Annotated in this window: 27 protein-coding genes; 6 read left to right on the forward strand and 21 right to left on the reverse strand. The window is 56.4% G+C overall.

Going from position 1 to position 25,599, the window contains the following annotated elements; all coding sequences use genetic code 11:
• Positions 1-150: 150 nt before the first annotated feature.
• From A7P95_RS03590 to A7P95_RS03610, 5 genes are all read right to left on the reverse strand, one after another.
• On the reverse strand, positions 151-1,125 hold the full coding sequence (locus A7P95_RS03590; protein ID WP_067591291.1) for a glycosyl transferase family 90: 975 nt from the start codon (positions 1,123-1,125) through the stop codon (positions 151-153).
• Between the two features lie 5 nt (positions 1,126-1,130).
• Complete coding sequence (locus A7P95_RS03595; RefSeq protein ID WP_082890710.1) at positions 1,131-1,373, reverse strand: zinc-ribbon domain-containing protein; 243 nt, start codon at positions 1,371-1,373, stop codon at positions 1,131-1,133.
• 73 nt (positions 1,374-1,446) lie between these two features.
• Entirely contained in the window at positions 1,447-1,938 is a 492-nt protein-coding gene (locus A7P95_RS03600; RefSeq protein WP_067591294.1) for a peptidylprolyl isomerase, read from the reverse strand.
• A 76-nt stretch (positions 1,939-2,014) separates the two neighbouring features.
• On the reverse strand, positions 2,015-2,575 hold the full coding sequence (locus A7P95_RS03605; protein ID WP_067591297.1) for a YceI family protein: 561 nt from the start codon (positions 2,573-2,575) through the stop codon (positions 2,015-2,017).
• A 30-nt stretch (positions 2,576-2,605) separates the two neighbouring features.
• Positions 2,606-3,178 (reverse strand): peptidylprolyl isomerase, encoded by a 573-nt coding sequence (locus A7P95_RS03610; RefSeq protein WP_067591300.1) that lies wholly within the window; start codon positions 3,176-3,178, stop codon positions 2,606-2,608.
• A gap of 269 nt (positions 3,179-3,447) precedes the next feature.
• On the opposite strand from A7P95_RS03610, the gene A7P95_RS03615 reads away from it, so the two are divergent.
• From A7P95_RS03615 to A7P95_RS03625, 3 genes are all read left to right on the forward strand, one after another.
• The gene (locus A7P95_RS03615) at positions 3,448-5,076 is read left to right on the forward strand and encodes an ABC-F family ATPase (protein ID WP_067591303.1); all 1,629 of its coding nucleotides are present in this window, start codon (positions 3,448-3,450) and stop codon (positions 5,074-5,076) included.
• 9 nt (positions 5,077-5,085) lie between these two features.
• A complete protein-coding gene (locus tag A7P95_RS03620; protein WP_067591306.1) occupies positions 5,086-5,346 on the forward strand; it encodes a hypothetical protein in 261 nt (86 codons plus the stop codon).
• Positions 5,347-5,432: 86 nt separating this feature from the next.
• Positions 5,433-5,927 carry a hypothetical protein gene (locus tag A7P95_RS03625; protein WP_067591594.1) on the forward strand — a complete coding sequence of 165 codons (495 nt, stop codon included), beginning with the start codon at positions 5,433-5,435 and terminating at the stop codon, positions 5,925-5,927.
• 95 nt (positions 5,928-6,022) lie between these two features.
• Here A7P95_RS03625 and A7P95_RS11040 read toward each other — a convergent pair whose 3' ends face one another.
• From A7P95_RS11040 to dsbD, 8 genes are all read right to left on the reverse strand, one after another.
• On the reverse strand, positions 6,023-6,298 hold the full coding sequence (locus A7P95_RS11040; RefSeq protein WP_082890711.1) for a hypothetical protein: 276 nt from the start codon (positions 6,296-6,298) through the stop codon (positions 6,023-6,025).
• 32 nt (positions 6,299-6,330) lie between these two features.
• Positions 6,331-6,855, reverse strand: a complete 525-nt coding sequence (locus tag A7P95_RS11495) for a hypothetical protein (protein WP_156503481.1) — start codon at positions 6,853-6,855, stop codon at positions 6,331-6,333.
• A 469-nt stretch (positions 6,856-7,324) separates the two neighbouring features.
• A complete protein-coding gene (gene arfA, locus A7P95_RS03630; protein ID WP_067591309.1) occupies positions 7,325-7,522 on the reverse strand; it encodes an alternative ribosome-rescue factor A in 198 nt (65 codons plus the stop codon).
• A 280-nt stretch (positions 7,523-7,802) separates the two neighbouring features.
• A complete protein-coding gene (gene tadA, locus A7P95_RS03635; RefSeq protein WP_067591312.1) occupies positions 7,803-8,543 on the reverse strand; it encodes a tRNA adenosine(34) deaminase TadA in 741 nt (246 codons plus the stop codon).
• A 303-nt stretch (positions 8,544-8,846) separates the two neighbouring features.
• Positions 8,847-9,713, reverse strand: coding sequence for an ATP-binding protein (locus tag A7P95_RS03640; protein WP_067591315.1), 867 nt, complete (start codon positions 9,711-9,713; stop codon positions 8,847-8,849).
• A gap of 112 nt (positions 9,714-9,825) precedes the next feature.
• A complete protein-coding gene (locus tag A7P95_RS03645; RefSeq protein ID WP_067591318.1) occupies positions 9,826-10,197 on the reverse strand; it encodes a hypothetical protein in 372 nt (123 codons plus the stop codon).
• Between the two features lie 197 nt (positions 10,198-10,394).
• On the reverse strand, positions 10,395-11,804 hold the full coding sequence (locus tag A7P95_RS03650) for a leucyl aminopeptidase (protein ID WP_067591321.1): 1,410 nt from the start codon (positions 11,802-11,804) through the stop codon (positions 10,395-10,397).
• 128 nt (positions 11,805-11,932) lie between these two features.
• Positions 11,933-13,717, reverse strand: coding sequence for a protein-disulfide reductase DsbD (gene dsbD, locus A7P95_RS03655; protein ID WP_067591324.1), 1,785 nt, complete (start codon positions 13,715-13,717; stop codon positions 11,933-11,935).
• 243 nt (positions 13,718-13,960) lie between these two features.
• On the opposite strand from dsbD, the gene grpE reads away from it, so the two are divergent.
• The gene (gene grpE, locus A7P95_RS03660; protein WP_067591327.1) at positions 13,961-14,527 is read left to right on the forward strand and encodes a nucleotide exchange factor GrpE; all 567 of its coding nucleotides are present in this window, start codon (positions 13,961-13,963) and stop codon (positions 14,525-14,527) included.
• 396 nt (positions 14,528-14,923) lie between these two features.
• Here grpE and A7P95_RS03665 read toward each other — a convergent pair whose 3' ends face one another.
• From A7P95_RS03665 to A7P95_RS11050, 3 genes are all read right to left on the reverse strand, one after another.
• Entirely contained in the window at positions 14,924-15,508 is a 585-nt protein-coding gene (locus tag A7P95_RS03665; protein WP_067591329.1) for a biliverdin-producing heme oxygenase, read from the reverse strand.
• Positions 15,509-15,733: 225 nt separating this feature from the next.
• A complete protein-coding gene (locus tag A7P95_RS03670; protein WP_067591332.1) occupies positions 15,734-18,187 on the reverse strand; it encodes a TonB-dependent hemoglobin/transferrin/lactoferrin family receptor in 2,454 nt (817 codons plus the stop codon).
• Between the two features lie 40 nt (positions 18,188-18,227).
• A complete protein-coding gene (locus tag A7P95_RS11050; RefSeq protein WP_082890713.1) occupies positions 18,228-19,178 on the reverse strand; it encodes a transferrin-binding protein-like solute binding protein in 951 nt (316 codons plus the stop codon).
• A gap of 149 nt (positions 19,179-19,327) precedes the next feature.
• Here A7P95_RS11050 and A7P95_RS03680 point away from each other — a divergent pair, with 149 nt between their 5' ends.
• The gene (locus A7P95_RS03680; RefSeq protein ID WP_067591338.1) at positions 19,328-20,890 is read left to right on the forward strand and encodes a porin family protein; all 1,563 of its coding nucleotides are present in this window, start codon (positions 19,328-19,330) and stop codon (positions 20,888-20,890) included.
• Between the two features lie 479 nt (positions 20,891-21,369).
• Here A7P95_RS03680 and A7P95_RS03685 read toward each other — a convergent pair whose 3' ends face one another.
• From A7P95_RS03685 to A7P95_RS03705, 5 genes are all read right to left on the reverse strand, one after another.
• Positions 21,370-22,335 carry an SPFH domain-containing protein gene (locus A7P95_RS03685; protein WP_067591341.1) on the reverse strand — a complete coding sequence of 322 codons (966 nt, stop codon included), beginning with the start codon at positions 22,333-22,335 and terminating at the stop codon, positions 21,370-21,372.
• Positions 22,335-22,754: an NfeD family protein gene (locus tag A7P95_RS03690; protein ID WP_067591344.1), complete on the reverse strand. Its 420-nt coding sequence runs from the start codon at positions 22,752-22,754 to the stop codon at positions 22,335-22,337. The genes A7P95_RS03685 and A7P95_RS03690 overlap by 1 nt, the downstream gene beginning before the upstream one ends.
• 118 nt (positions 22,755-22,872) lie before the next feature.
• The gene (locus A7P95_RS03695; protein ID WP_067591347.1) at positions 22,873-23,310 is read right to left on the reverse strand and encodes a protein tyrosine phosphatase family protein; all 438 of its coding nucleotides are present in this window, start codon (positions 23,308-23,310) and stop codon (positions 22,873-22,875) included.
• Between the two features lie 82 nt (positions 23,311-23,392).
• Complete coding sequence (locus tag A7P95_RS03700) at positions 23,393-23,887, reverse strand: pyridoxamine 5'-phosphate oxidase family protein (RefSeq protein ID WP_067591350.1); 495 nt, start codon at positions 23,885-23,887, stop codon at positions 23,393-23,395.
• A gap of 151 nt (positions 23,888-24,038) precedes the next feature.
• On the reverse strand, positions 24,039-24,278 hold the full coding sequence (locus A7P95_RS03705) for a DUF7660 family protein (protein ID WP_067591354.1): 240 nt from the start codon (positions 24,276-24,278) through the stop codon (positions 24,039-24,041).
• Positions 24,279-24,568: 290 nt separating this feature from the next.
• Between A7P95_RS03705 and A7P95_RS03710 the strand changes: the two genes are divergently transcribed.
• Positions 24,569-25,555, forward strand: coding sequence for a putative transporter (locus tag A7P95_RS03710; protein WP_067591357.1), 987 nt, complete (start codon positions 24,569-24,571; stop codon positions 25,553-25,555).
• Positions 25,556-25,599: the final 44 nt, after the last annotated feature.

Genomic DNA, 25,599 nt, shown 5'->3' on the forward strand with positions numbered 1-25,599 from the left:
TGCGGCGCAGTATACTCCGCTGCGCGTGGGGAGGCTACCTGAAAACTTTTGTTTGGGTGATAGGGAGGCGGGTTTTGGGCGGGGAGGCAGGTATTGCCCAGCTCAAGTGAAACGTGTTGGGCTGTGTTGAAGGGCGATGGCGCAAAAGCCTCAGTCTTGCAGTTGGCTGAAGTATTTCTGCATCACGAGCAGGCTGGTGATGAGCTCTTGCTTGGGCTGAAAGAAGGGCTGCATATAGGCGTTGGCATTGCGGATGATGCGTTCGGCGGCTTGGGGGTGTTGGCGGTAGAAGTTGAGTTTTTCGTCGAAGTCGCTGTAGTCGGGCTGGAGGTGGACATAGTGGATTTCGGGTTGGAGATGGCCTTCCATGAGCCAGGTTTCATATACGGGGCTGGTCATGAAGCAGAGGGAGCGGGATGCCAATATCCATTTGAGGTTGGTGGCGACGTCGTTGCCTTCGATGCTGAGGATGTATTTGTATTGCAGCTGCTGGCCGACGCTGAGGAAGCTGCGGTGGTATGGCTCGTGGGCGGATTGTTTGAGTACGCAGCCGACGTCGCACAGGGGGTGGCTGTGGTATTGGCGCAGGAAGCGTAGGCGCTGTTCTTGGTGGGCGGCGCCGCGCCAGACGAGCCGGTCTTGTTTGGCGGCGAAAGGGGTGCGGTCGGGGTAGATGTAGAAGTGGCGCACGCTGTCGAACTTGAGCAGGACGGAGTGTTGGTTATCTTTCCGGATGGGGCGGCTTTTGACGAAGGCGGGTTGGGCGGGGATGTGGGTAACGTCGCCGAATTCGTAGGCGAATCGGGCGCTGGCGGGGAAATAGCGCAGCAGGGCGGCAAGGTCGTAGTAGTAGGAAGAGATATGATCGCCGCGTTTGAACGCTCCGGCCTGCCCTATGGGGGTGAGGCTGCCTGAAATAGTAAATGGCTGATTTTGCTTGTTGTAATAATCAACTCGCTCGTGGATGTGCTGTTGGGTTTCAGCAGGCAGGTGGGCAAATTCGGCCAGCGCGGGTCCGATGGCTTTGGCGAGCAGGCGGTGCGGCAGCAAGCCGAGGGGGCTGTGGCGGGTGTAGTAGGCGAGTTTGTGCAGGCGGCGGTGGTAGATGCCGAGATCGATAGACATAGCGTTTAGCGGGCTTGCAGCAGTCGTTTGGCTTCCTGGCGTTTGAGCTTCCAGCCGTGGGAGCAGATGGGGCAGGCGAGGTAGTATTTGGATTCCATGCGGAACAGGGGGATGAAGAAGAGGGTGAATTTGGTGTAGGCGTTGGTGATGTGAAGGTTGACGCGGTTGTTGCAATTGCCGCAGATGCAGCTCTCGCCGCTTTCGCCAAGGTCGTCGAAATAGCCTTTGCTGCCGAAGATGAAAATCATGCTGTGCTTTCTGTTTGGAAGGTTGCCTGCTTGCTCCGGGTCGGCTGGTGTGCGGCCGACCCGGATGCTTGGCTTAAACGATTTCGGCTTTGGTGATGACCACGGGCTCTACGGGCACGTCGTCGTGGTAGCCGTGGCGTTTGGTGGTGACGCCTTCGATGGCGTCCACCACATCTTGGCCTTCCACGACTTTGCCGAATACGGCGTAGCCCCAGCCGTGCAGGCTGGGCTCGGTGTGGTTGAGGAAGGAGTTGTCTTTGGTGTTGATAAAGAATTGGGAGGAGGCGCTATGCGGGGCTTGGGTGCGCGCCATGGCAAGGGTGTATTTGTTGTTTTTCAGGCCGTTTTGGGCTTCGTTTTTGATGGGCGCGCGGCCGGGTTTTTCATGCATGTTTTCGTCCATGCCGCCGCCTTGAATCATGAAACCTTTGATCACGCGGTGGAAAATGAGGCCGTCGTAGAAGCCGTCTTTCACGTATTGTTCGAAGTTGGCGGCGGTTAGGGGGGCTTTTTCGTGGTCGAGCTCGATGCCGATGGTGCCGAAGTTGGTGTGGAGTTTGATCATGTTGGTTGGTCCTGTATGGGTGGGGGAAATGGGAAGAGGCTACCTGAAATTTTCAGGTAGCCTTTGTTGTGCCGGATTATTGTTTGAAGGCTTCGATTTGGATGTTCAGCTTCACTTGGTTGCTGACGATGCCTTGCAGGAAGTTCATGCCCCATTTGCTGCGGTCGATGGTGGCGCTGAAGTCGCCGCCGCATACTTGGGCGTTGGCGCGCTGGCTGTGGTAGCAGTTGAAGCGGTCGGCGTTGAGGCGCACGGGGTGGGTTTGGCCGAGCAGGGTGAGGCGGCCGTCTACGCTAGCGAGCTTGCTGCCGCGGAAGTTGAAGCGGGTGGATTCGAAGCGCATGTTGGGATATTGGGTGGCATTGAAGAGGTCGGCAGAGGCGAGGTGTTTGTCGAAGTCTTCGTTGCCGCTGCGCAGGTTGGCCACGGGGATGTCGATACTCACGCTGCCGCGTTTGGCTTGGGGGTTGTATTCTACGGTGCCGTTGAGGTTGTAGAAGCCGCCGGTGTTGGTGCTGGTGTTGAAGTGGTCAATGGCGAAGCGGGCGTTGGCGTGGTGGCTGTCGATTTTGTAGGTGTCGGCCTGGGCGCTGCCGAAGGCGGCGGCGAGGATGGCGAGGGCGAGGACTTGTTTCATGCTGCGATACTCCTGATGTGGTTGGGAAAACTACTGGGAAAGGATGCGCACTTGGCGGATGACGACGGGCGTGCGCGGCACATCTTGATACATACCGTTGCTGCCGGTGGGGGTGGCGGCGATTTGGTCCACCACGTTTTGCCCGGCCACCACTTTGCCAAACACGGCATAGCCATAGCCGCGGGCGGTGGGGGCGGTGTGGTTGAGGAATTCGTTGTTTTTCACGTTGATGAAAAATTGGCTGGTGGCGGAATGGGGCTGGGCGGTGCGCGCCATGGCAATGGTGTAGCGGTTATTTTTCAGCCCGTTGGCGGCTTCGTTTACGAGCGCGGGGCGAATGGGGGCTTTTTCGGCCATTTGGGCGGTGAGGCCGCCGCCTTGGATCATGAAACCGGGAATCACGCGGTGGAAAATGGTGCCGTTATAAAAGCCGCTGCGGGCATAGGCCAGAAAGTTTTCCACGGTTTTGGGGGCTTGCTCTTCGTTCAGGGCGAGCTCGATGTTGCCTTGGCTGGTTTCGAGCAGCACGCGGGTTTCGGCTTGGGCGGCGAAGGCGGCGCAGCCGAGCGCGGCGGCGAGAATGAGTGTGCGGAAGGGTTTCATGTTGTTTGCTAAAAAATGAAAAATCGGTAGGTGCGCTAGGGTAAAGGCTACCTGAAAATTTTGCAAGCTTGGCCAAAGCAATTCTTTCTTCCTGCTGCGTTATCTCGCCTTGCCGTATTGCCCATACTGTTTGCGGCTTACTGCCTGGCATGAAGAAAAAATGTCTTCAGCCGCAAGATGCACCGGATGGCTGTTTTTAGTACAGAAAATATTGATTGTGTTAAAATCGCCCGCTTTTTCTATTCCATTTTCCGCAGAGGCACACACCCATGATTTCCACTTCTGGCATCACCATGCAGTTCGGCGCAAAACCGCTGTTTGAAAACGTATCCGTCAAATTCGGCGAAGGCAACCGCTACGGCCTTATCGGCGCGAACGGATCGGGCAAATCCACGTTTATGAAAATTCTGGGCGGCGATTTAGAGCAGACCAGCGGCGAAGTGGCGATTGAAAACGGCGTGCGGCTGGGCAGGCTGCGCCAAGACCAGTTTGCTTATGAAGATATGCGCGTGCTGGACGTGGTGATGATGGGGCACACCGAAATGTGGGCGGCGATGACCGAGCGCGACGCGATTTACGCCAACCCAGAAGCCAGCGAAGAAGACTACATGCACGCCGCCGAGCTGGAAGCCAAGTTCGCCGAATACGACGGCTACACCGCCGAAGCGCGCGCCGCCGAACTGTTGAGCGGCGTGGGCATAGACGAGAGCCTGCACAACGCCGTGATGGCCGAAGTCGCCCCCGGCTTCAAGCTGCGCGTGCTGCTGGCACAAGCCCTGTTTTCCAAACCCGACGTGCTGCTCTTGGACGAGCCCACCAATAACTTGGACATCAACACCATCCGCTGGCTGGAAGGCGTGCTCAACCAATACGACAGCACCATGATTATCATCAGCCACGACCGCCACTTTTTGAACGAAGTCTGCACCCACATGGCGGATTTGGACTACAACACCATCACCGTGTATCCCGGCAATTATGACGACTATATGCTCGCCTCCGCCCAATCCCGCGAGCGCGCGCTGAAAGACAATGCCAAAGCCAAAGAAAAATTGCAGGAACTGCAAGAGTTTGTGGCGCGTTTCTCTGCCAACAAATCCAAAGCCCGCCAAGCCACATCGCGCCTGAAACAGGCCGACAAAATCAAGGCCGAAATGGTGGAAGTGAAGCCCTCCACCCGCCAAAACCCGTATATCCGCTTTGAAACCGACGAGAAAAACAAGCTGCACCGCCAGGCCGTGGAAGTGGAGAATCTGGCCAAAGCCTTCGACAAAACCCTGTTTGAAAAACTGTCCTATATTTTGGAAGCGGGGCAGCGGCTGGCGATTATCGGCCCCAACGGCGCGGGCAAATCCACCCTGCTGAAACTCTTGGCCGGCGCGTTTGACGAAAAACTTTCAGGTAGCCTCAAACCCGATTCAGGCAGCATCAAATGGGCGGAAAAAGCCACCATCGGCTATTACCCGCAAGACCACGAAAACGACTTCGACTGCGACATGGATTTGACCGAATGGATGCGCCAGTGGGGGCAGGAAGGCGACGACGAACAAGTGATTCGCGGCACACTCGGCCGCCTGCTGTTCGGCAGCAACGATGTCGTCAAAAAAGTCAAAGTGCTCTCCGGCGGCGAAAAAGGCCGTATGCTCTACGGCAAACTGCTGCTGCTGCGCCCCAACGTGCTGATTATGGACGAACCCACCAACCACATGGACATGGAAAGCATCGAATCGCTGAACATGGCCTTGGAAAAATACACAGGCACGCTGATTTTCGTATCGCACGACCGCCAATTCGTCTCCTCGCTCGCCACGCAGATTATCGAACTCGACGGCAAAGGCGGCTTTGAATACTACATGGGCGACTACGAAAGCTATCTGGTAAAAAAAGGCATCGAATAAGAAAAGAACATGAACGCCCATTTAAAGAAACTGCTGCAAAACCTGTTTGCACTCATCGTATTACCCGCGCTGGGCTGGTATATCACGCGCGGCGGCACGGTGGATGTGGTCGATACCGAAAATGCCCGCCGCAAAGGCCGTGCCATTGACTGGCTGTTTAACGAATTCGGCGTAACAGGCGTGTGGGGGCTGCTGGGCGCGACGTGGATTGTGTGCCTGATTTTCGCCGTCCGCTCGTATCGGGCGTGGCAGCAGGAGAAGCGGCAATAGATGATGGAGGCTACCTGAAAACGCAAAATCGGTTTTCAGGTAGCCTTTTTCAGATGGTTTCACAACAAGACAAAGAAAGAAAAAACATGTTCACACTCAACGGCTTCGGCACCACATTTGTTGGCGAATGCGATTATGAACCGGACGGCAGCTACATCACCACCGCTTGGATTGTGGCGTTGTGGATACTGCTGATTCCGCTGTATAGCGCGCGGATTTTGTCGGCGGATTCCACCCTGCTTTCCGGCACGAACTACCAAATCATCAAGCTGCCGGTTGATTGGCGGCAGGCAAGGCGGATATGGGCATACGTCCTCGGCATACCCGCGCTGCTTGCCCTATTTGTTTGGATGACGGACGTGCTGGATGCTGTGCCGTCGCCGGCAGGGCAAATCCTATTTTGGCTGGCAGCGGGAGCGATGCTTGCCTACGCCTTTCTGCCGTATTTCCTGCGTTATCGGGCCTGCAAGGCAATCGGGCTGCGCTATGGCGGGCTGAATGCCTCGCCCCTGACTTGGCTGATGCTGGTGTTGCTGGTGCTTGCCATCGGTTATGCGGCATTGTCCGGCGGCAATGCGTAGTGCAAGCAAGAGGCTACCTGAAAAACAGCCGGCTTGATTTTCAGGTAGCCGTTTGAACACGGAATGGAGATTATTAAGGCGGCTGTTCAGCCCAATTACGAATCAAACCATATCCTTCTCATTTCAGCGAGTAACTCGGGTGTAATCTCGTATCCCTGTGATTCCCCGATTACACTATCAATACCGCAATACGGGCACCAAGCAGTACAAACACCGTCATCCTCAGGAATAAAATCTTCATCTTTCAACTCGCTGGATGAATAAATACGCTGGCAATAGAAACAACCACACAATTGTTCTTTTTCAAGGGCAGATTTATTTTTAAAGCTGGCTGAATGGGCTTCAATGGCAATTTTTTTTAAATTTTGCATATTTTATTCTCTTCAATAAGGCTATATTCTGTTTAAGAAAAATCAAATGAATCTATATCATATTCTATTTTTAGTTTAGGTTGAAATTCTTGTTTTGTATCCAAGCTAATCAGCACTGGGCAGAAATAAACTCGCTCTTCGATAGGGATACTTGTCCTAGGGGCTCCTATAGATAATCCTTTAATTTCTGGTTTGCTGCGGCTATCATATTTTTGCAGATCTTCTAATTTAAAGCTAATACTACTATCATAAATACTGCCATCATAACTATCATTTTTAAATTGTTTTAAAAGAATTGGATCATTTCCTGAGTCATAGCGTACAAAACCGTCTGCAAACATTAATTCTAGCAGTTTGCCTGCTTGATAAAATTCCTCAGGAGCTTTCTCCCATTTGATTACTTGTTCAGGCATCAAACGAAGGCAACCTGCCACATAAAGCGATACTTCTGCCTTACTCAATTTAGCCAGTATATTGCGGTTGCTTACAGTGCAAACACGATATTCAGTAGGCTTTTCAGGCAGCAAGCGGATAGTAATACGTAATTTAGTTATCATAATTTTTCCCCCAAACTAATGGATAAGTAGCCATAGGTACAATTTGATAGCTAAGAAAATCATCGAGACAGCAGCCTACATAGCCACAAAGGTAAATCTTCAGCTGATTTGGATTTAAACTGCTCAGCAATTTGGCAGGCAGGCTTAGTTGAGATACATGTGGTCGAACACGGTAGCATTTTTTGCTGAAGCAGCGGTAATAAACCAATACTATGGTGTGCATTACAAGCTCCAATCATTATGAGCAAAGCCAGCACCAGTATCCGAGTAAAACCTACAACGCTGGTGGGTTTTGCAATCGGTTAAAAATTAAATAATGGGGTATGGGAATTATCGTTCCAGAACGGAACTTAAATAAAGCTGCGAACGAGCTAATGAGTTACGTTTTCAGTATAAGGAAAAATCGGATTTAAGGCAAGCAGTAACGAAAATTATCAGGCAAACTATCGTAAAAATGGAACAAAACAGCCTAGGGAAAATAGCCTTCAGCCAGCCCAAATAAAACGGGACGGTTTTCAAAACCGTCCCGCCATTTTTTGGCCGTTTGCCTGTGATAGCTACCTTTGCCTTTTTTCTTGCGTTCCACCTTGTGCCGGAACAGGTTGGAGCGCACCAGCGCCTTGAGCGCGTTGTCGCGGATTTTGCCTTTGTTGGTTTGGTGTTTCATGGTTTTCCTTTGTGATGGAAACAGACGGGCGCGGATTGTATAGTGAATTAAATTTAAAACGCTACAGCGTTGGCTCGCCTTGCCATACTATCTGTACTGTCTGCGGCTCGCCGCCTTGTCCCGTTTTAAATTTAATCCACTATATCGCGGGGCGGCGTGTGGTGAAAGGGTTTTACTGCGTTGCAGCTTGTGCTGTTGGGTAAGCTGTTGCGCTTATGTCGGGCAAGGGGCTACCTGAAAAATGCCGGGCAGGATGCTTGCCCGGCTGCGTTTTGGTTTTTCAGGTAGCCTGCCTGTCCGAGCGCCGTTCGCTGAAAAACTGCTGCAACAGCCGCGTGCTTTCGTCGGCCAGGATGCCGCCCAGCACGGCGGTGTGCGGGTTGAGCGCTTTGTGAGCAAACAGGTCGAGCACGCTGCCGGCGGCGCCGCTTTTGGGCTCGGCGGCGGCGTAAACCAGCCGGGCGATGCGCGATTGCATGATGGCGCCGGCGCACATGCCGCACGGCTCGAGGGTAACGTAGAGGTCGCAGCCGTCGAGGCGGTAGTTGCCGAGCTTTCGGCCGGCTTCGGTGAGGGCGAGGATTTCGGCGTGGTGGCACACGCTGTGCCCGCCGATGCAGGCGTTGGCGCCGCTGCCGATGATTTCGCCCTGGCGCACCACCACGGCGCCCACGGGCACTTCGCCGGCGGCTGCGGCCTGTTCGGCCTGGTGCAACGACTGCCGCATCCAATATGCCATTTCCTCTTGCGGCGGGAACACGGCCACGGGGCGGTGGGCGCGCAGGCGGCTGCGCCATTGGGCTTTTTCGGCATCGTTTAAATGGTCGGTACGCCCTTTGGCCAGCAAGACGAGTTGCCACAGGGTGGATTCGGTGATGGTGAGCCCGGCGGCTTTGAGCAGCAGGAAGGCTGCGGCGGGGCCGGTGCGGCGCAGGGCGGCGGTGTCGGCAATGCCGAGCCGGAGTAGGGTGCGCCGTGTTTGCGGGGCGAGCGGCGGGGTGGTAAGCGGGCGGGCGGTCATGGCGGGATGGGTTGGGAAAGCGTCTGATATATCAATAATGTGTCGGGTTTCCTGGCAATGTGTAGCGGTGGGGAGGGGCTACCTGAAAGCGCAAGCTTCAACGCAGTTAAAACGGGCAAAGCGGGTTTCTGCGAAGCTGGAATTTTTGCTGTGCAGAAACTCGGCCCTGGTTTTGCCAAGACGGCGGTCCACCGCGTTGAAGCTTGCGCTTTAGCTTTGCTGAAACTCAGCCTTGCTTCGCAAGACATCGATCCACTTCGTTGAAGCTCACGCTTTCAGGTAGCCTTTGCTTGGCCGGTGGTGCTAATCGACGATTCTTTCGTGCGGGAGGCGGCCGGCCCAGTCGCTGGCGAATTGGTAGGCGGTGCGGCCGGAGCGGCTGCCGCGCATTTGCGCCCAGTTGAGGGCGGCGCGGCGGGCGGTGTCGTCGAGGGGGAGGCCTGCGTCGGCGAGCCAGCTTTCGGCGGCGGCGAGGTAGTCTTCTTGGCTGAAGGGGTAGAAGCTGAGCCAGAGGCCGAAGCGGTCGGAGAGGGAAACTTTTTCTTCTACGGCTTCTTGTGGGTGGACTTCGCCGTGTGTGCCGGTGCGGCCGAGGTTGTCGGCCATGTGTTCGGGCATGAGGTGGCGGCGGTTGGAGGTGGCATACACGAGGACGTTTTCGGCACGGCGGGAGAGGCCGCCATCGAGGGCGGTTTTGAGGGCTTTGTAGCTGTCTTCGCCATCTTCGAAGGAGAGGTCGTCGCAGAAGACGATGTATTTTTCGCTGCGGGGGGCGAGCAGCTGGAGCAGGGCGGGCAGGCCGGCGAGGTCGTGTTTGTCGACTTCGATGAGGCGCAGGCCGCGCTCGGCATATTCGTGCAGCAGGGCTTTGATAAGGGAGGATTTGCCGGTGCCTCGGGCGCCGGTGAGGAGGGCGTTGTTGGCGGGGCGGCCGGCGAGGAATTGTTCGGTGTTGCGCACGAGGCGTTGGGTTTGCGGGCTGATGGCGGCGAGGCGGGAGAGGGGGAAGGTGTGGGGGCGCGGGAGGGCGGTGAGCAGGCCGCCGTTGCCGTGTTTCTGCCAGCGGTAGGCGAGGGCTTGCCAATCGGGCTCTTGCTGCTCGGGGGGGAGGATTGGGTCGAGGCGGCGGAGGACGGAGGCGGCTTGTTTGAGGAAGGTTTTGAGTTTCATGGCGGTTGGGCGGGCGGTGGATGGGCTACCTGAAAAATTGGAGGCTACCTGAAAAGCGGGTTGGGATAAAGGGTGTTTTGTTTTTCAGGTAGCCTTGGGTGCGGGGGTGGGTTTAGTCGTAGCGCTGGCAGCGGATGTTGGTGTCGGCGCAGAAGATGGCGTTTTGTTCGGCGTTGCAGGCGCGGCGCACTTGGGCGCGGGCGAGACCTTCGTTGTGGCTGGTGGCTTCGTAGGTTTTGCGGAAGGGGGAGATGCTGCACACATACACGGGGTCGCGGCCGGTGCGGTGCTCGATGATGACCTCGTTGCTCCGGCTACCCTGGGATTGGTTGCGCTCGAGGATGGCGATGCGGTTTTCCAGGTCGGCGATGCGCTGCTCGAGGGCGGTGATGCGGGCGCTGTCGGTGTGCACGGCGGGGGCGGCGGAGAGGGTGGCGGGCAGGAGGGCGAGGATGGCGAGTGCGGGGAGGAGGTGTTTTTTCATGGGGGATTCCTTGTTTGGAAAAGTTTAATTTTGCTGAGGCTGTTTTTCAGGTAGCCGGAATGGGGGTAGGCTACCTGAAAATCGGGGAATAAAACAGGGCGGGTGTGAATGAATGGGGTGGTGTTTGGTTGGTATGTTCTCAGGTAGCCTGCTTTTGGCAAGAGGCTACCTGAAAACTTTGTGGCCGCTGCGCTGCCTTATGCGCGGGCAAGGTTGCAGAGGTATTGCCACAGGAGGGGCACGGGGCGGCCGGTGGCGCCTTTTTCTTTGCCGGATTTCCAGGCGGTGCCGGCGATGTCGAGGTGGGCCCAGGTTTGCTCTTTGGCGAAGTGGGCGAGGAAGGCGGCGGCGGTGAGGGTGCCGGCGGGGCGGCCGCCGATGTTTTGCAGGTCGGCGAAGTTGGATTGGAGCTGTTCGCCGTATTCTTCAAACAGGGGGAGCTGCCAGGTTTTGTCGCCGCTTTGTCGGGCGGCGGCGAGCAGGCTGTCGGCGAGGGCTTGGTTGTTGGCTACGAGGCCGCTGGCCACGTGCCCCAGGGCGATCACGCAGGCGCCGGTGAGGGTGGCCACGTCGATGAGGGCGGCGGGCTTGAATTGAGCGGCGTAGGTGAGGGCGTCGCACAGGATGAGGCGGCCTTCGGCGTCGGTGTTGAGGATTTCGATGGTGGTGCCGTCCATGGCGGTAACGATGTCGCCGGGTTTGTTGGCGGCGGCGTCGGGCATGTTTTCGCAGGCGGGCACGATGGCGATGAGGTTGAGCGGGAGTTTGGCGCGGGCGGCGGCAATGAAGGTGCCGATTACGCTGGCGCCGCCGCACATGTCGAACTTCATTTCGTCCATTTCGGCGCCGGGCTTGAGGGAGATGCCGCCGCTGTCGAAGGTGACGCCTTTGCCGACGAGGACGACGGGGGCGGCGTTTTTATCTGGCGCGCCGAAGTAGGAAAGCTCGATGAGGCGGGGCTCTTGGGCGCTGCCTTTAGCCACGGACCAGAAGGAGCCCATGTGCTCGCGGATGTAGTCGGCGCCGAGGATTTTGGCGGCGGCGCCGGCGGCCTGGGCTTCGGCGCGGGCGGTGTCGGCGAGGTAGGCGGGGGTGCAGATGTTGCCGGCGGTGTTGCCGAGGTCTTTGCACAGGTTGATGCCGTGCAGCAGGGCTTGGGCTTGCTCGAGGGCGGTGCGGGCGGCTTCGTCGGCGGCGGGGGCGTAGAAGTCGGCTTGTTGCAGGGCGGCGGGTTTGGCGGTTTTTTTGAAGCGGTCGAAACGGTAGGCGGCTTCGCCCAGCGCGGTGGTGAGCGCGGTGAGGGCGGCGGGCAGCTCGGCGGCGGGGAAGGCGCTCAAGTCGAGGGCGAGGGAGGGCTGTTTCTGCGCCCAGGCGGTGGCGTGGCGGAAGGCTTTGGNGAGGGTGTCGCGCTCGGTGTTGCCGAGTCGGAGCACGGCGATGTCGGTGAAGCTGCCGTTGGCGGGAATGCGGGCGGCGGCAAAGGGTTCGCTGTCAGTCAGGCCGGCGTAGAGGGCGGCGGCGGTGGGGTCGGCGGGGGTGCCGGTGCTGAGGTAGAGGCGGGCGGGGGCGTTATCGGGCAGAGCGGCGGGGTGGAGCTGGAATTGCATGGTGGTTTCCTTTAATTATGGCTGTGTAAATAAACAGGCTGGATTTTAGCGGCTGGGGTGGGTAAAGGCTACCTGTAAAAATATCGAGCTGATTTTTTTCAGGTAGCCTTTTGTGCAGGAAAACGGGTTTACGACACCTGCTGCCGATACCACTCGATAAAGTCTTGCGGGGCGGTGTAGCCGATGAGCGGGCTGCTGCGGCGGCCGTCGGGGTGGATCACGAAGATGCCGGGCGGGCCAGGCAGGCCGTATTCTTTCAGCAGGGCGCGCTGCTCGGGGGTGTTGGCGGTGAGGTCGATTTGGAAGATGCGGTTGCCGGGGATGGCGGCCTGCACTTCGGGCTGGTTGAAGGTTTTGTGTTCCATTTCTTTGCAGCTGGCGCACCAGTCAGCATAGAAATCGAGCAGCACGGGTTTGCCATCGGCCAGGGCTTGGCGCATGGCTTGGTTGAGCTGCTGCGGGGCAGTGAATACTTGGTGCGCTTTTTCCTGTGGCAGCAGGAGGTTGAGCGCCTGATGCAGGGCAGTGGGCTGCATGCGCACACTCTGCACGGCAAAGAACACGCCGCCGGCCAGCAACACGCTGCCCAAGCCCATGGCCAGCGGCTTGAGCTGGCGGGAGCGCAGGTGTTTGCCCAGCAGGAGGCCGCCGGGAATCACCAGCAGCAGGGCATACAGCGCCACGGTGAAGCCATAGGGCAGGAAGGGCGCGGCCAGATACACGGCCACGGCCAAAAGGATGATGCCGAAGGCATGCTTGATGCTGTTCATCCAAGCGCCGGCCTTGGGCAGGATGTGCCCGCCGAACGTGCCCACCAGCATCAGCGGCAGGCCGGTACCCAGCGCCATGCTGTATAAGGCCAAGCCGCCCAACGCGGCATCGCCGGTTTGGCCGATATAGCCCAGCGCCACGGCCAAGGGCGGCGCCACGCAGGGGCCGACAATCAGCGCCGACAGCATGCCCATCACAAACACGGAAGCCATTTTGCCGCCGGAAAGTTTGCTGCTCTGCTGCTGGAAATAGCTTTGAATGAATGAGGGCAGCTGGATGGCGAACACGTCAAACATACCCAGCGCCAGCACCACAATCAGCCCGGCGGCAGCCAGCACCACCCAAGGCTGTTGCAGCCACACGGTGAGCAGCGAGCCTGTGAGCCCGGCCAGCACGCCCACTGCGGCATAAGTGAGCGCCAAGCCCTGCACATAAATGGCCGATAAAGCCAATCCGCGCCGTTTTCCGGCATTGGCCCGGTCGCCCACAATGATGCCCGACACGATGGGCAGTAGCGGATACATGCAGGCGGTGAAACTCAAGCCAATGCCGAAGCTAAAAAAAGCCAGCAGGTTTGCTCCCAAAGTGTCGCGCGAAAGGGAAAACGGGCTTTTGCGCGGCTGCGGAATCGGGCTGGCGGCGGGCGCGGCATCCTGCGGCGCGGTAAAGCGGCTGCCGCTACCGGCCGGGGCGGAAGCGTTGCCGCCGTAGATGCCCGGGCCTTTGATTTCAATCGTTTGCGTTACCGGCGGATAGCACACGCCCGCATCGGCGCAGCCTTGGTAGCTCAGCGTGAGGCGGTAGGGCGCGGCGGGCGCGGTTTGATAGGGCAACTTCACCACGGCTTGGCGGTAGAACACGGTTTGCTTGCCGAAAAACTCGTCTTCCTTTTCCTTGCCCGGGGAAAATTCGGCCGCGCCCAGCAGGCCTTCAGGCTCGGTGGTGGCGCTGATTTTCTCTTGGTAGAGGTAATAGCCATCGGCGATGGCGAACTGCATGGAAATGCTTTGCTCTTCCGCAATCACGGTGGGGCGGAAAGCCTGCTCCGCCGGCAGCAGGCTGTCGGCATCAATGGCCTGCGCCGCCAGGCTGGTGCCGAGCAGGGCAGGCAAAATAAGGAATCGGATAAACTGCTTAAACATGAGGCTACCTGAAAACCGATACGGCTTAAAATATTTGCGGATTATAAGGAAATATGCCCACCCCCGCCATGACCTTAATTTAACAGAGCGATTAAACAGATTTACCAGGGCAGCCCCACGGCAAAGCCCGCGCCCGTTCTGACAACACCCCGCCGAATGCCGTAAAATAAGCTCGCCGGCTTGAAAACCGCCATTCGCGCCCCATTTGGCAGGGCAACCGTATATCTATTGCCGAGGAAAACCATGTCCCACCACAATCACCACCAACACCCCGAAACCGAACAGCCGCAACACGAAGCCGCCGTGGAAACCCCCGAGCAGGCCGATGCCCAAGTTCAGCCCGAAGACACCCCCGAGCAGCTCAAACAGCGCATCGCCGAGCTCGAAGCCGAGCTGGCCGACATCAACAAATACCACCAAGCCGAGCTGCAAAACCTGCAACGCCGCCATCAGGAAGAAATCCAGTCTGCCCACAAATTCGCTGCCAAGAAATTTGCCGAAGAGCTGCTCAAAGTGAAAGACTACCTCGAAATGGCGCTGCAAGACCAAAGCGGCAACTTCGACGCCCTCAAAATGGGCGTGGAAATGACCCTCACCGAGCTAAAACGCGCCTTCGAGCAGGCACAAATCAAAGAAATCCTGCCCCAGCCCGGCGAAAAGCTCGATCCGCACCGCCACCAAGCCTTCCAAACCGTGGAAAGCGAGCAGGAGCCCAACACCATCGTCAGCGTGATGCAGAAAGGCTATACCCTGCACGACCGCGTGCTGCGCCCCGCCACCGTGTCTGTGGCCAAAGCGCCGGAGGCCTAAGGCTTAGAAGCAGTTTGTAGGAATGGCATAAATTTCAGGTAGCCTCTGTTGCGTGCGGAGGCTACCTGAAAAATTTTGTGGGCTGCTTGGGTGGTGCATGCCCAATGGTTTGCTATAGCGAACCAACTTAACTTTCGCTACGGCGTTAGCTCGCCTTGCCGTACTCTTGTACTGTCTGCGGCTCGCTGCCTCGTATCGAAAGCCAATTTGATTCGCCATATCCTTCGCAGGAGCGGATTTTATATTCGCCCCTACGGTGTGGCGGGGCATTGTTCAAACCTTGCAGAATTGGCAGGCCGGGCACGAATAAAGGCTACCTGAAAATGCCATGCGGTTTTTGCGCAGCGATATTTTCAGGTAGCCTTTGATTATGCCGGGCTTGGCGGGCGGGCAAACTTATGCGGCGGTGGGCAGCTCGAAGATTTCGCGCAGCAGTTGTTTGTAGAAGGCGAAGGCGGTAAGGGAGCCTTGCAGGGCTTGCTCTTGTTCGGCGGGGGTGAGGCCGAGTTCGTTGAGGCGGGCGGCGAAGTTGCGCCAGTGTTTGCCGCGGCCGTCGGCGTGGGGGCCGAGGTGGCGGGCGCCGTGTTCGGCGGTGTAGCCGAGCTTGTTTTGCGCGTCTTTAAACAGGAAGGCGGCGCCCACGTTGGAGCCTTCGGCGCAGTAGAGCCAGCCGATGGCTTCGGCACCCTGCGGCTGCGGGATGGGCAGGGATACGGCTTTTTCGGCGGCGCCGAGGTCTTGCAGGTCGAGCAATACGTCGTCGTAGCGGGCGAGCTGGGCGAGGCCGGGGATTTTCTCGTTGAGCTGCGGGTTTTTATAAATGTCGTCCACGATTTTGTGGAACACGGCTTGCAGCTGGAGGAAGCGGGTGTAGTTTTCGGCGGTGTCGAAGGGTTTGACGGACATCACGAGCTCGTCCACGCTGTCGTGGGTGGCGCGGCTGTTTTCTTTGAGGTATTGGTTGAACGGGGTTTGGGACATGATCGGGTTCCTTTTGTGTGAACGTTTGTGCTGCTGTTGTTGGCGGCCTGGCGGGTAGGCTGCCTGAAAAATGAGAGGCTTCGGTTTGGCGGAAATGTTAGCTTCGCAGAAGCTCAGCCGTGGCTTCGCCGAAACATCGTTTTAACTTTGTTGAAGTTTATGCTTTCAGGTAGCCTGCGGTGGGGCGGCAGGCTACCTGAAAATGTGCTTGCAATCAAACCCGGGCTAGAACTTGGCTTCGATAATGAGGCTGAAGTTGCGGCCGGGGGCGCTGAAGCGTTCGATGCCAGCATGGGAACAGCCGTCGTGTTGGGGATTGCCATTTGAATCCGGACAATTATTGACACGATTAACAGTACCGAATTCGCGAATACTGCGCAGAGTTTCCCAAGAATAATAATGTTTATTAAATAAATTAAAAATACCACCACGAATGGTTAGATGTTTTCTGAATTGATAATTACCAGTTAAATCTACTAACCAGACATTACGACTATGCCTAGCAAATGGAAAAGGTCGATTGGTATTTTCATAGGAGGCAACAGTATCGCTAGGATTTTTGCGGGCAAAGTAGCTGACGTTCATATCAAGCCCCCAACGATTATCTGGATGCTGGTAACCAATACCGATAACACCGTTGAAAGGATGGATGGCATTAATCGGGATGTGGCCGTCGGCCTCGCCTTTGGTATAGTTGGCGGCCAGGGTGGTGTAGCTGCCTGCGGGCAGCCCGATGCTGTCGAGATTCCAGCGGGCTTTCAGCTCCAAGCCTTTGATGTCGGCGCGGGAGCGGTTTACGTTTTGATAAACATTGGCGTACTCAGGTGAAGATAATGATTTTGTTCGGTAATTCCAAAGTTGAACTTCTTTGTAGCCCCTGTTAACAAAATCAATAAAATCACGGTAACGTGTGCGGTAACCTGATAAACGAACATTACCCCAGTTGCCATGTAAGTCGATGCCCAATTCAAAATTCTTAGCTCGTTCAGCTTTCAAGGTTGGATTCGGGTCAACATAGAATTGAGTATTTGGGAAATAGAACCACATTTCATCAGTAGTGGGGGCACGGAAGCCGGTGCTGTATTTGCCTTGCAGGGTAACAGCCGGGGAAATGTTCCAATCCAGCGCGGCCACATAGCTGGGCGAGCTGAAACGTGCCTGCTGGTTCCAAAGACCTTTGGCTTCGAGCTGGCCTCTCACGTCGGGGTTGAAGCTGTCGGTGTCGAGCGTGTGCATTTTGGTGCGGTCGTAGCGCACGCCCAAATTCAGCTTGAAGCGTTCGCTGAAGCGCAGAGTATTGTTCCAATACACGTTGTAGCTAGTGGATTGGGTGCTGACTAGGAATTCTTTATGATCATTATTGGAAGCTAATCGATCTGGATAAAAAACGAAACTCCAATATTGTGTGTTACTGTTTGTATTGCGCTTACGTGAACCACCTATACCATATGCGATATCCCAAGTAGTATTTGAACTTAAATCAAAATGCTTGTCTGCGGCAATTTTAAATTGGTTTGTCTCATAATTCAGACTACGGCGAATAAAATAGTTTTGGGCAATAAACCCATATCGGCGAATATAGTCAGCATTTGGAATATCCCATGACATAGTAGTCATGCTGATTTTTTGGCGGTCTAGATTGATAGTCAGTTTATTCCACGGCCCCCATTCCAGCAAATTTTCATACTCTAAACCTACTCTCCTACGGTAGGCAACATCATGGCGATATCGATAACTGGTTTTAGGAGTCCCCCAAGTGTCAAAGAGGTTTGATAATTCATCGGTTTCTCTGTCTTGGCGAGTAGCTTCGTAAATCCCACTTAAATAATTATTGCTATTGAAGTGGTAGCCAAGACGAAAAAGTTCAGCATGATCTTCAGTATTTTGTGGATCGGGTACACCACGAGTTACACCGCTATAGGAAGTGTTCCCATAGCTATGATCATCATTAAATCTCAGATTTAAATCCTTACCTGGACGATGATTTTTAGTTTCATGTCCATTACGTACCGTACCCACCACTAGGGCATCGAACCCACCCAAACGACCAGCGGCGGTAATGCTGGCCAGCCATTGTTCGGAGCGGCTCAAATAGCCGGTTTTCATGCCGACATAGTAGGGTTTTTCCTCGTCCACATAATCGCGCGGCGATTTGGTGCGGTAAATCACCGCGCCGCCCAAGGCGCCGCTGCCGGCGGTAATCGAATCGGCGCCTTTGCTGATGGTCACTTCGCTCATGTGCTCCATTTCCGCGGCGTTGCGGTTGGCGTTGAAGTTGCCGTATGCACCAAATAAATCTTGGAAAGCAGAAGAGGAGCGGCTTTCGCCTTGGTCGAGGCCGTCCACCACAATCGCCACGCGGTCTTTATCCACGCCGCGGATGCTGAAGCCGTTGGAGCCGGCGCGGCCGCCTTCGGCCACGCTGATGCCGGGGTCGTAGCGCACCATATCGCGGATGTCCTGCACCATTTCCTTATCCAACTGTTCGCGGCGGACGCGCTCGCGCCCGAGCTGGCGCGGGGCATGCCGCCGGCCGCGGATTTGGATGGTTTCCAGCTGGCCGGACACGGTATCGCCGCCGGCGCTGCCGGTTTCGCTTGCTGCCCAAGCGGGGGCGGAGAAAATGCCGCATAATGCCAAGAACAAAATGCTCGGTTTATGATGAATATGTGTTTTCATGTTTGCTTCATACCAAATGACTAGATTTGACTACTTTAGGTTATGGATTAATGGGATTTAGATCAGTTGAAGTGGTGTCTTGGTCACGTCGGTCATCCCTAGTAGTTCCTCCAAACACGCTATTAAGATCAGGTCTATTGCCAAAGGTAATTTTCCCACCAATTTCAGTACCAGCAGGATCATACCAATCACTTTTACCATAAAAGCCACCATCCACTTGGCCATTGATGCCATTGGAAGTAGCATTACCGCTAAAAGTATTACCATTGACACGAACGTCATCAAAATTTATATCTGCACCAAAATCCGTATTACCCTTGATAGTGCCACCAACTTTCCCAGTATTGAAATTTACTGTGAGCAATGAACGGACACCATTATCTCGGCTAGTATTATAAGAAGAAGTTACAACGTTTCCCTCTTTAACTCGGAAAGCCCATACTTCATAAGTTGCCTTACCTGTAGGAACAGTTGAACCACTACGTTTTTGCATATCTTCTACTGGTGCTGGTATGCCCCCTGCGAACATATCTATTTGTCCATCAGAACCAATCCATACGCCGTAACGCATACTAAGCACATAACCAGCAGGAAGGCTAGAATTGGTATTTTCACAACAAACTAATAATTTACTACCATTCGCAGTTGCTTGGGGAGTAATTTTGGTTGGCTGTGTTTTGTCAGGGATAGAAGGGGCAGAAAAATCTGGGGGATTGGTAAAACGGTCAAATGCATAACTTTTACCATCTGGTGCTTGATAAATGAATTGATCTGAGTATGAACCAGCAAATCGCACACGCCGCAACTCGCCGTTACCTGTTTGGAATGTAGTTGGTATATCTGCGCTAGGGGAAGCTCCCGAGATTTTGTTTTGATCTATTGGCGTCAAGGGTGGAACAGGGGCGGTACCGTCGGGGATGGCAACGCCGCCGTTGCCGGCACATCCGGCCAACACGGCGGCCGCAGACAAAGATAAAATCAAGCGTTTCATGGTTAAGTTAAACCTGTTTTTGTTAAAAAGTAATGGTAATATATATCATTTCCGCAAATAAGGGAATCACTTTGTGCGGGGAAGGCTTTGCCGCCCGGCAGGGGCTGCGGGAATGCCAAATAATACGTTTTCAAATAATTAGTTGAGATATGCAGAGAAAAATCATTGCAATGGCGGCTTTGGCGGCGGTATGCGCGGCGCAACATAGCCGTGCTGACACACCTGAACAAGATCAAAGCCGTTTTTTACAATCCGGGCAGCAGCAATGGCTGCGGCAGCTGGAGCAGGGCGGGGAAAAGCCGCCTGCGGCGGAGGCGGCGCAGCGGCAGCCGAGGGTGGTTACGCAGCAGGATTTGCTGCAACAGCCGCAGCTTTTGGCGAATATGCTGGTGCAGGTGTTGAACAGCCGCCCGCAGCCGGAACTGCTGGCGGATCTGACTGCGCTGTATGCGCAAACGCCCAATCCGGACACGGTGTTGCTGCGGCGCGCGCAGGGCATGCTGGCGAAATATCAGGGAAACTACGCGCAGGCGGTGCAAACCTACCGCGAGCTGGCGGCGGAGCAGCCGCAGGATGTGCGCATCCGCCTGGATTTGGCGGCGATGCTCACGGAAGATAAGCAATGGCGCGAATCGGCGCGGCTGTTTGAAGCGGTGCGGCGCGAGCCGGAAGTGCCGCAGGCGGTGCGGGATAATGTGCAGCAATATCTGGGCTATATCAGCAAGCAGCAGCAATGGGAGTGGGGCGGCGGGTTTTCGCCGGCGTTTGATGATAATGTGAACAATGCGCCGCCGAGGCATTGCAGCCCCTTCGGTTGCAGCCGCGAGCAGCCGGAAAACGCGGCGGGTGTGGCTTATAGCTTGGGTTTGGCGAAAAACCAGGCGCTGGGCGGGCATCACAATCTGCGCGTGCAGCTGGATGTGAGCGGCACAAATTATTATTGGAGCAACAAATCGGCTTATGACAGCGCTTACGGGCGTTTGGGCGCGGGCTGGCTGTGGCAGGATGCGCGGCAGCGGCTGCTGGTGTTGCCGTTTTACCAGTTCCAGCTCAGCGGCACGGATAATTGGGAAGGCCGCAAACGGCAAAACAACCACACGCTGAAAATGTATATGTGGGCGCATGCGGGCGGCCTGCGCACGGAATACAGCCGCCTGCTCACGCCGCGCTGGCAGCTCCATACCGCGCTGGATGCCTACCGCCAGCGCTACCGTATGCAGGAAAAAGCGGAGGTTTACAACGGCTGGTATTTGGGCGAGAGCGTGTCGCTGGCTTGGCGCGCCACGCAGCGTAACACGCTGTATGCTGGCTTGAATTTCAACCAAATGCTGCCTGATAAGGGCGATTTTCCCGAGCGCTACGGCCGGCCGGGCACGCGCCCGAACGACGCCGCCTACCGCCGCTACGGCATCAACGCGGGCTGGATTCACGATTGGGACGCACTGGGCGGCTTGTCCACTCGGCTGAATGTGGCGCTGGGCGAGCGGCGTTTTAGCGGCAGCACCATCAATATCGACCCGGTGCGCGGCTTTATCCCCGAGCGGCGGCGCGACCGCGAAACGCAATATTCCGCCGCCGTGTGGCACCGCAACTGGCGCATCTTGGGGCTGACGCCGAAGCTGAATTTTTCCTGGCAGCGCATCCGCAGCAGCCATGTGTGGGCAGGGCGGGAGAGCAAGCAGGTGTTTTTGGAATTGGAGAAACAGTTTTAGCGGCGGAAGAGGCTACCTGAAAAAAGGTTTGGCTTGGCGGAAACGTTGATTGGGACTTGCCGAAGGTTTTCAGGTAGCCTGAGCAAGATTAGCTTGGGTTACGCCCAGGCTAACCCAAACTGCTCATCGAATTTCCTCGTAGCGGCGGATTTCATATCCGCCGTTTGTTTTGGTTGCGGCTAAGGGCGGATATAAAATCCTCCCCTACGGATGGTTGGGCCATGGTTTGCAAAGGTTTCGGGCTTAAACAGATGAGGCTACCTGAAAATTTCAGGTAGCCTCTATTTTTTATAAAACAGCTAATTATTGGTAGGTCAGGCATTTATGCCCGACACTAACGTTCTCCTCATCCCAAACGTCGGGCATGAATGCCCGACCTACCGTTTGGATGATGTTCATTTATGTGGATAAAGGCTACCTGAAAACGCAGCATGGCGAAAATTTTCAGGTAGCCTTTATCTTGTTTGCAAAATAGTGGTTTAGGAAGCTGCCCCTTTGCCCTGCTGACTTTTCACAATGCTCATGCCGGCGGAAACGAGGCTGCCGATGTCGGCCACGTTGGCGGGCATAATCAGGGTGTTGCTTTCTTTGGCCAGTTTGGCGAAGGCGTCCACGTATTGCTCGGCCACTTTCAGGTTTACGGCCTCGCTGCCGCCGGGCTGCTGGATGGCTTCGGCCACCATGCGGATGGCGTCGGCACTGGCTTGCGCCACCAGTTTCAGCGCTTCGGCTTCACCTTGGGCGCGGTTGATGCGGGCCACTTTTTCGCCCTGTGAGGCGTTGACGGCGGCTTGGGCTTCGCCTTCGGATTTTTTGATTTCGGCTTCGCGCTCGCCCGATGCCAGGTTGATCTGCTCGATTTTCAAGCCTTCGGATTGGGCGATGCGGGCGCGTTTTTCGCGCTCGGCGGTGATTTGCGCCTGCATGGCGCGCAGGATTTCCTGCGGCGGCACGAGGTCTTTGATTTCGTAGCGCAACACTTTCACGCCCCAAGATACGGCGGCTTCATCCAGCGAGGCGACCACGGTGCGGTTGATGTCGTCGCGCTCTTCGAAGGTTTTATCCAGCTCCATGCGGCCGATCACGGAGCGCAGGGTGGTTTGCGCCAGCTGGGTGATGGCGGTGATGTAGTTGCTGGAGCCGTAGGAGGCGAGCTTGGCGTCGGTTACCTGAAAATAGATGATGCCGTCTACGGTGAGCTGGGTGTTGTCGCGCGTGATACACACTTGGCTGGGCACGTCCAGCGGGATTTCTTTGAGCAGGTGTTTGTAGGCCACGCGGTCGAGGAAGGGGATAAGGAAGTTGAGGCCGGGCTTGAGCACGGCGTGGAAGCGGCCGAGGCGTTCGACCACATAGGCTTCCTGCTGCGGCACGATGGTGATGGCTTTGAAGCCGAACACGACAACTACGGCAAACAGGATAAGGGGCAGGGTGAGAAAGTCCATCAGTTTTCCTCCAAGGGTTGCAAAATCAGGATGTTGCCGGATTTTCCGGCAATGCGGGCGGCTTGGCCGGCCCGGGCGGCGAAATCGGCTTCGGCCTGCCAATAGGTGCCGCGGTATTGCACAAGCCAGAGCTTGCCGGATTGCGGCTGGTGCAGCAGCACGGTGTTGCCGATGTCTAAGTCTACATCTTCTGCGGCAGCCGTGCGGTGGTTGCGCCGCCAGCGGTACACGGCGGCGATGCCGGCGGCAGACAAAATCACGGCCACCAGCAGCGCCGCGCCGCCGCCCGCGCCAAACAGCCAGGCGGCCACGCCGGCGCCGGCCAGCGCGATGGCCACAACCAGCAGGTAAAACGTGCCGCTGAACATTTCGGCAATCAGCAGGGCGGCTGCGGCGATAAACCAATACCAGTAGGGCATGTCGGCTCCTTTCTTTGGTGTGGGCGGGGTGGCTTGGCGGAAACTTGTTCCGTTTTTCAGGTAGCCTTTGGGCGGCGGATGAGGCTACCTGAAAAATTGGTATTGCGCCAAGCGGTGTTTAGGGTTGGGCTTCGAGCAGGCGCGGCAGGGCGGCGGTGAGGTCTATGCCGGCGGCTGCGGCGGTTTGCACGAGCTGCTGCGGGGTGGCGCCGCGTGCGGCTTGGCCCATTGCCCAGAGCAGGCTGCTGCGGGTGCCGCTGCGGCAGTAGGCGAGCGCGGGGGCGGGATGGCTGGCTAGGTGCTCGGCGAAGGTTCGTGCGGCGGCGGTGTCGATTTGCGGCATGAGCATGGGCTGGTGGATTACATGGCGGATGCCGGCTTCGGCCGCCCAATGGCGGATTTGCTCGAAGCTGGGCTGGCCGGGCTCTTCGCCGTCGGGGCGGTTGCAGATGATGGTTTGGATGCCGGCGGCTGCGGCGGCTAGGATGTCTTGGCGGCTGATCTGCGGGGAGACGAGTAGGCCGTCGGCAAGCTGGGGAAAGGGGGATTGTGGCATGATTTTCCTTAATTGCTGGGGATGGTTTCGGCATGGTTTGGCCGAGCGGGGCGGCTGGGCGGCCCGGCTCGGTGGGTTGCGGTTATTGCTGCGCTTGTTTGGCGTTTACCAGCTCGATGGATTCTTTGGCGGTGAGGTGGTCGATTTCGAGGTTCATCACTTTCACATAGTCGAAATGTTTGCCGATATAGCTGAGCAGGCCGGGCTGGCCGGGGGAGTATTTGTGGCCCACGGCTTCGAGGGCTTCTTGTTTTTCGGCGGGGTCGGTAACGGTGCGCACGGTGCCGAACACGATGGCGCTGCGGAAATAGGTGGTGAATTCGGGGGAGATGATGTCGTTGAGGTCGACCACGCAGAAGGAGACGTGGTTATCGCGGGCGAGGAGCTCGTGTTTGTGGCCTTCGGGCGCGCCGTGCAGGATGATTTTGCCGTTGTGGTACACGTAGCTGATGGGCACGGCGTAGGGGTAGCCGTTGTCGCCGTGCAGGGCGAGTACGCCTGATTTGCCGCGCTGCAATATGGCAACGGCTTCTTCTTGCGATAGTTGCTGGTTTTTGTGTTTCATTTCTCTGAACATGATTTTCTCCAATATTTACTGTTCTCAAAACCGGCGGCTTGAGGTTACCTGAAAAATGAAGGTTGGCTTTGCAAACCGGTTTTCAGGTAGCCTTGGCCGACGGGTGAATCATACCAAATTTTGGGGCGGCAGGCTTGGCTTGGGTCAGGGTTTATTCATATACGGCGGCGGCTTGCAGGATGTCGGCGAGGGCTTGCCAGCTGAGGCTGGTTTCGCTGAAGGGCTGGGTTTGATTGGTGTTGCGGTAGTAGGCTTCCATGTCTGTTATCCGTGCATTGGCTTGGAGGAAGTCGGGCAGGGCGGCGTTGGGGAGGGATTGGCTGTGTTCGGGTGCGGCAAACTCGGCGAGGAAGGCGAGGAAATCTTGGCGGGTGCGGATGGTTTGGGGCATGGTGGGAAGTTTCCGGGAGTTGGGGTGGCGGGCGGAAGGCTACCTGAAAATCGGGATGGCTGCATAGGAGGATATAGTGGATTCAATTTAAATCGGGACAAGGCGGCGAGCCGCAGACAGTACAGATAGTACGGCAAGGCGAGCCAACGCCGTAGCAGTTTAAATTGAATCCACTATTATTGGGGCGCGGCTGAAGCCGGGTTGCGGAGCTGCCAAATCTGCTTCATGGGCATGCAAACGGCGATATAATCGCGGCTTTTCTTGTTTACAGGTTTACAGGGAGGCGGGCGATGTTCCGCAGTTTCTTTATCAGCCGCCGCTGGCTGCGTTGGTCGGTGGCGGGCACGCTGCTGATTTTGGCGGCCACTTGGTATCGGGTGCAGCTGAATGTGCAGATTAACGATTGGTTTGGCACGTTTTACGATTCGGTGCAGAAGATGTTGGAAAAGCCGGGCTCGGTGAGCTTGGAGGAGTTTAACCGGCAGGTGTTTACTTTTGCGCGGATTGCGGGCGTGTATATTTTGGTGGTGGTGGTGGGCAGTTTCATCAACAAGCATTATGTGTTCCGCTGGCGCACGGCGATGACGGAGCATTATATGCGCCATTGGCCGCTGTTACGGGATATCGAGGGGGCTTCGCAGCGTATTCAGGAGGATACGATGCGTTTTGCCACAATTATGGAGTCGCTGGGCGAGAGCGGGCTGCGGGCGGTGCTGACGCTGGTGGCGTTTTTGCCGATTTTGTGGAAGCTGAGCGAGCCGATTACGGAGTTGCCGTTGGTGGGGCATGTGGACCATTCACTGGTGTATGTGGCGATTTTGGCGTCGCTGCTGGGCACGGTGGCGCTGGTGGCGGTGGGCTGCAAGCTGCCGGGGCTGGAGTTTGATAATCAGAAGGTGGAGGCGGCCTACCGCAAGGAATTGGTGTTGGGTGAAGACGATGCGGCGCGGGCGGATGAATTTATGCTGGCTGCGCTGTTTCAGAATGTGCGGCGCAATTATTTCCGCCTGTATTGGCATTATCTTTATTTTGATGTGGCGCGTTATTCTTATTTGCAGTTTTCGGTGGTGCTGCCTTATCTGGCGATGGGGCCGGCGCTGGTGGCGGGCACGGTGGCGCTGGGGGTGATGCAGCAGATTGTGCGGGCATTCGGGCAGGTGTTGGAGGCGTTTCAGTTTTTGGTGCGCTCGTGGCCGACGATTGTGGAGCTGATGTCGATTTACAAGCGGCTGAAGGCGTTTGAGCACAATATTGTGGGCAGGCCGCGCGCCGAATAGAATTTTTGATTATATCGACATTAATAAAAAGTATTTCTGGAGGC

This window comes from Eikenella longinqua (genome assembly GCF_001648355.1).
GTDB lineage: Bacteria > Pseudomonadota > Gammaproteobacteria > Burkholderiales > Neisseriaceae > Eikenella > Eikenella longinqua.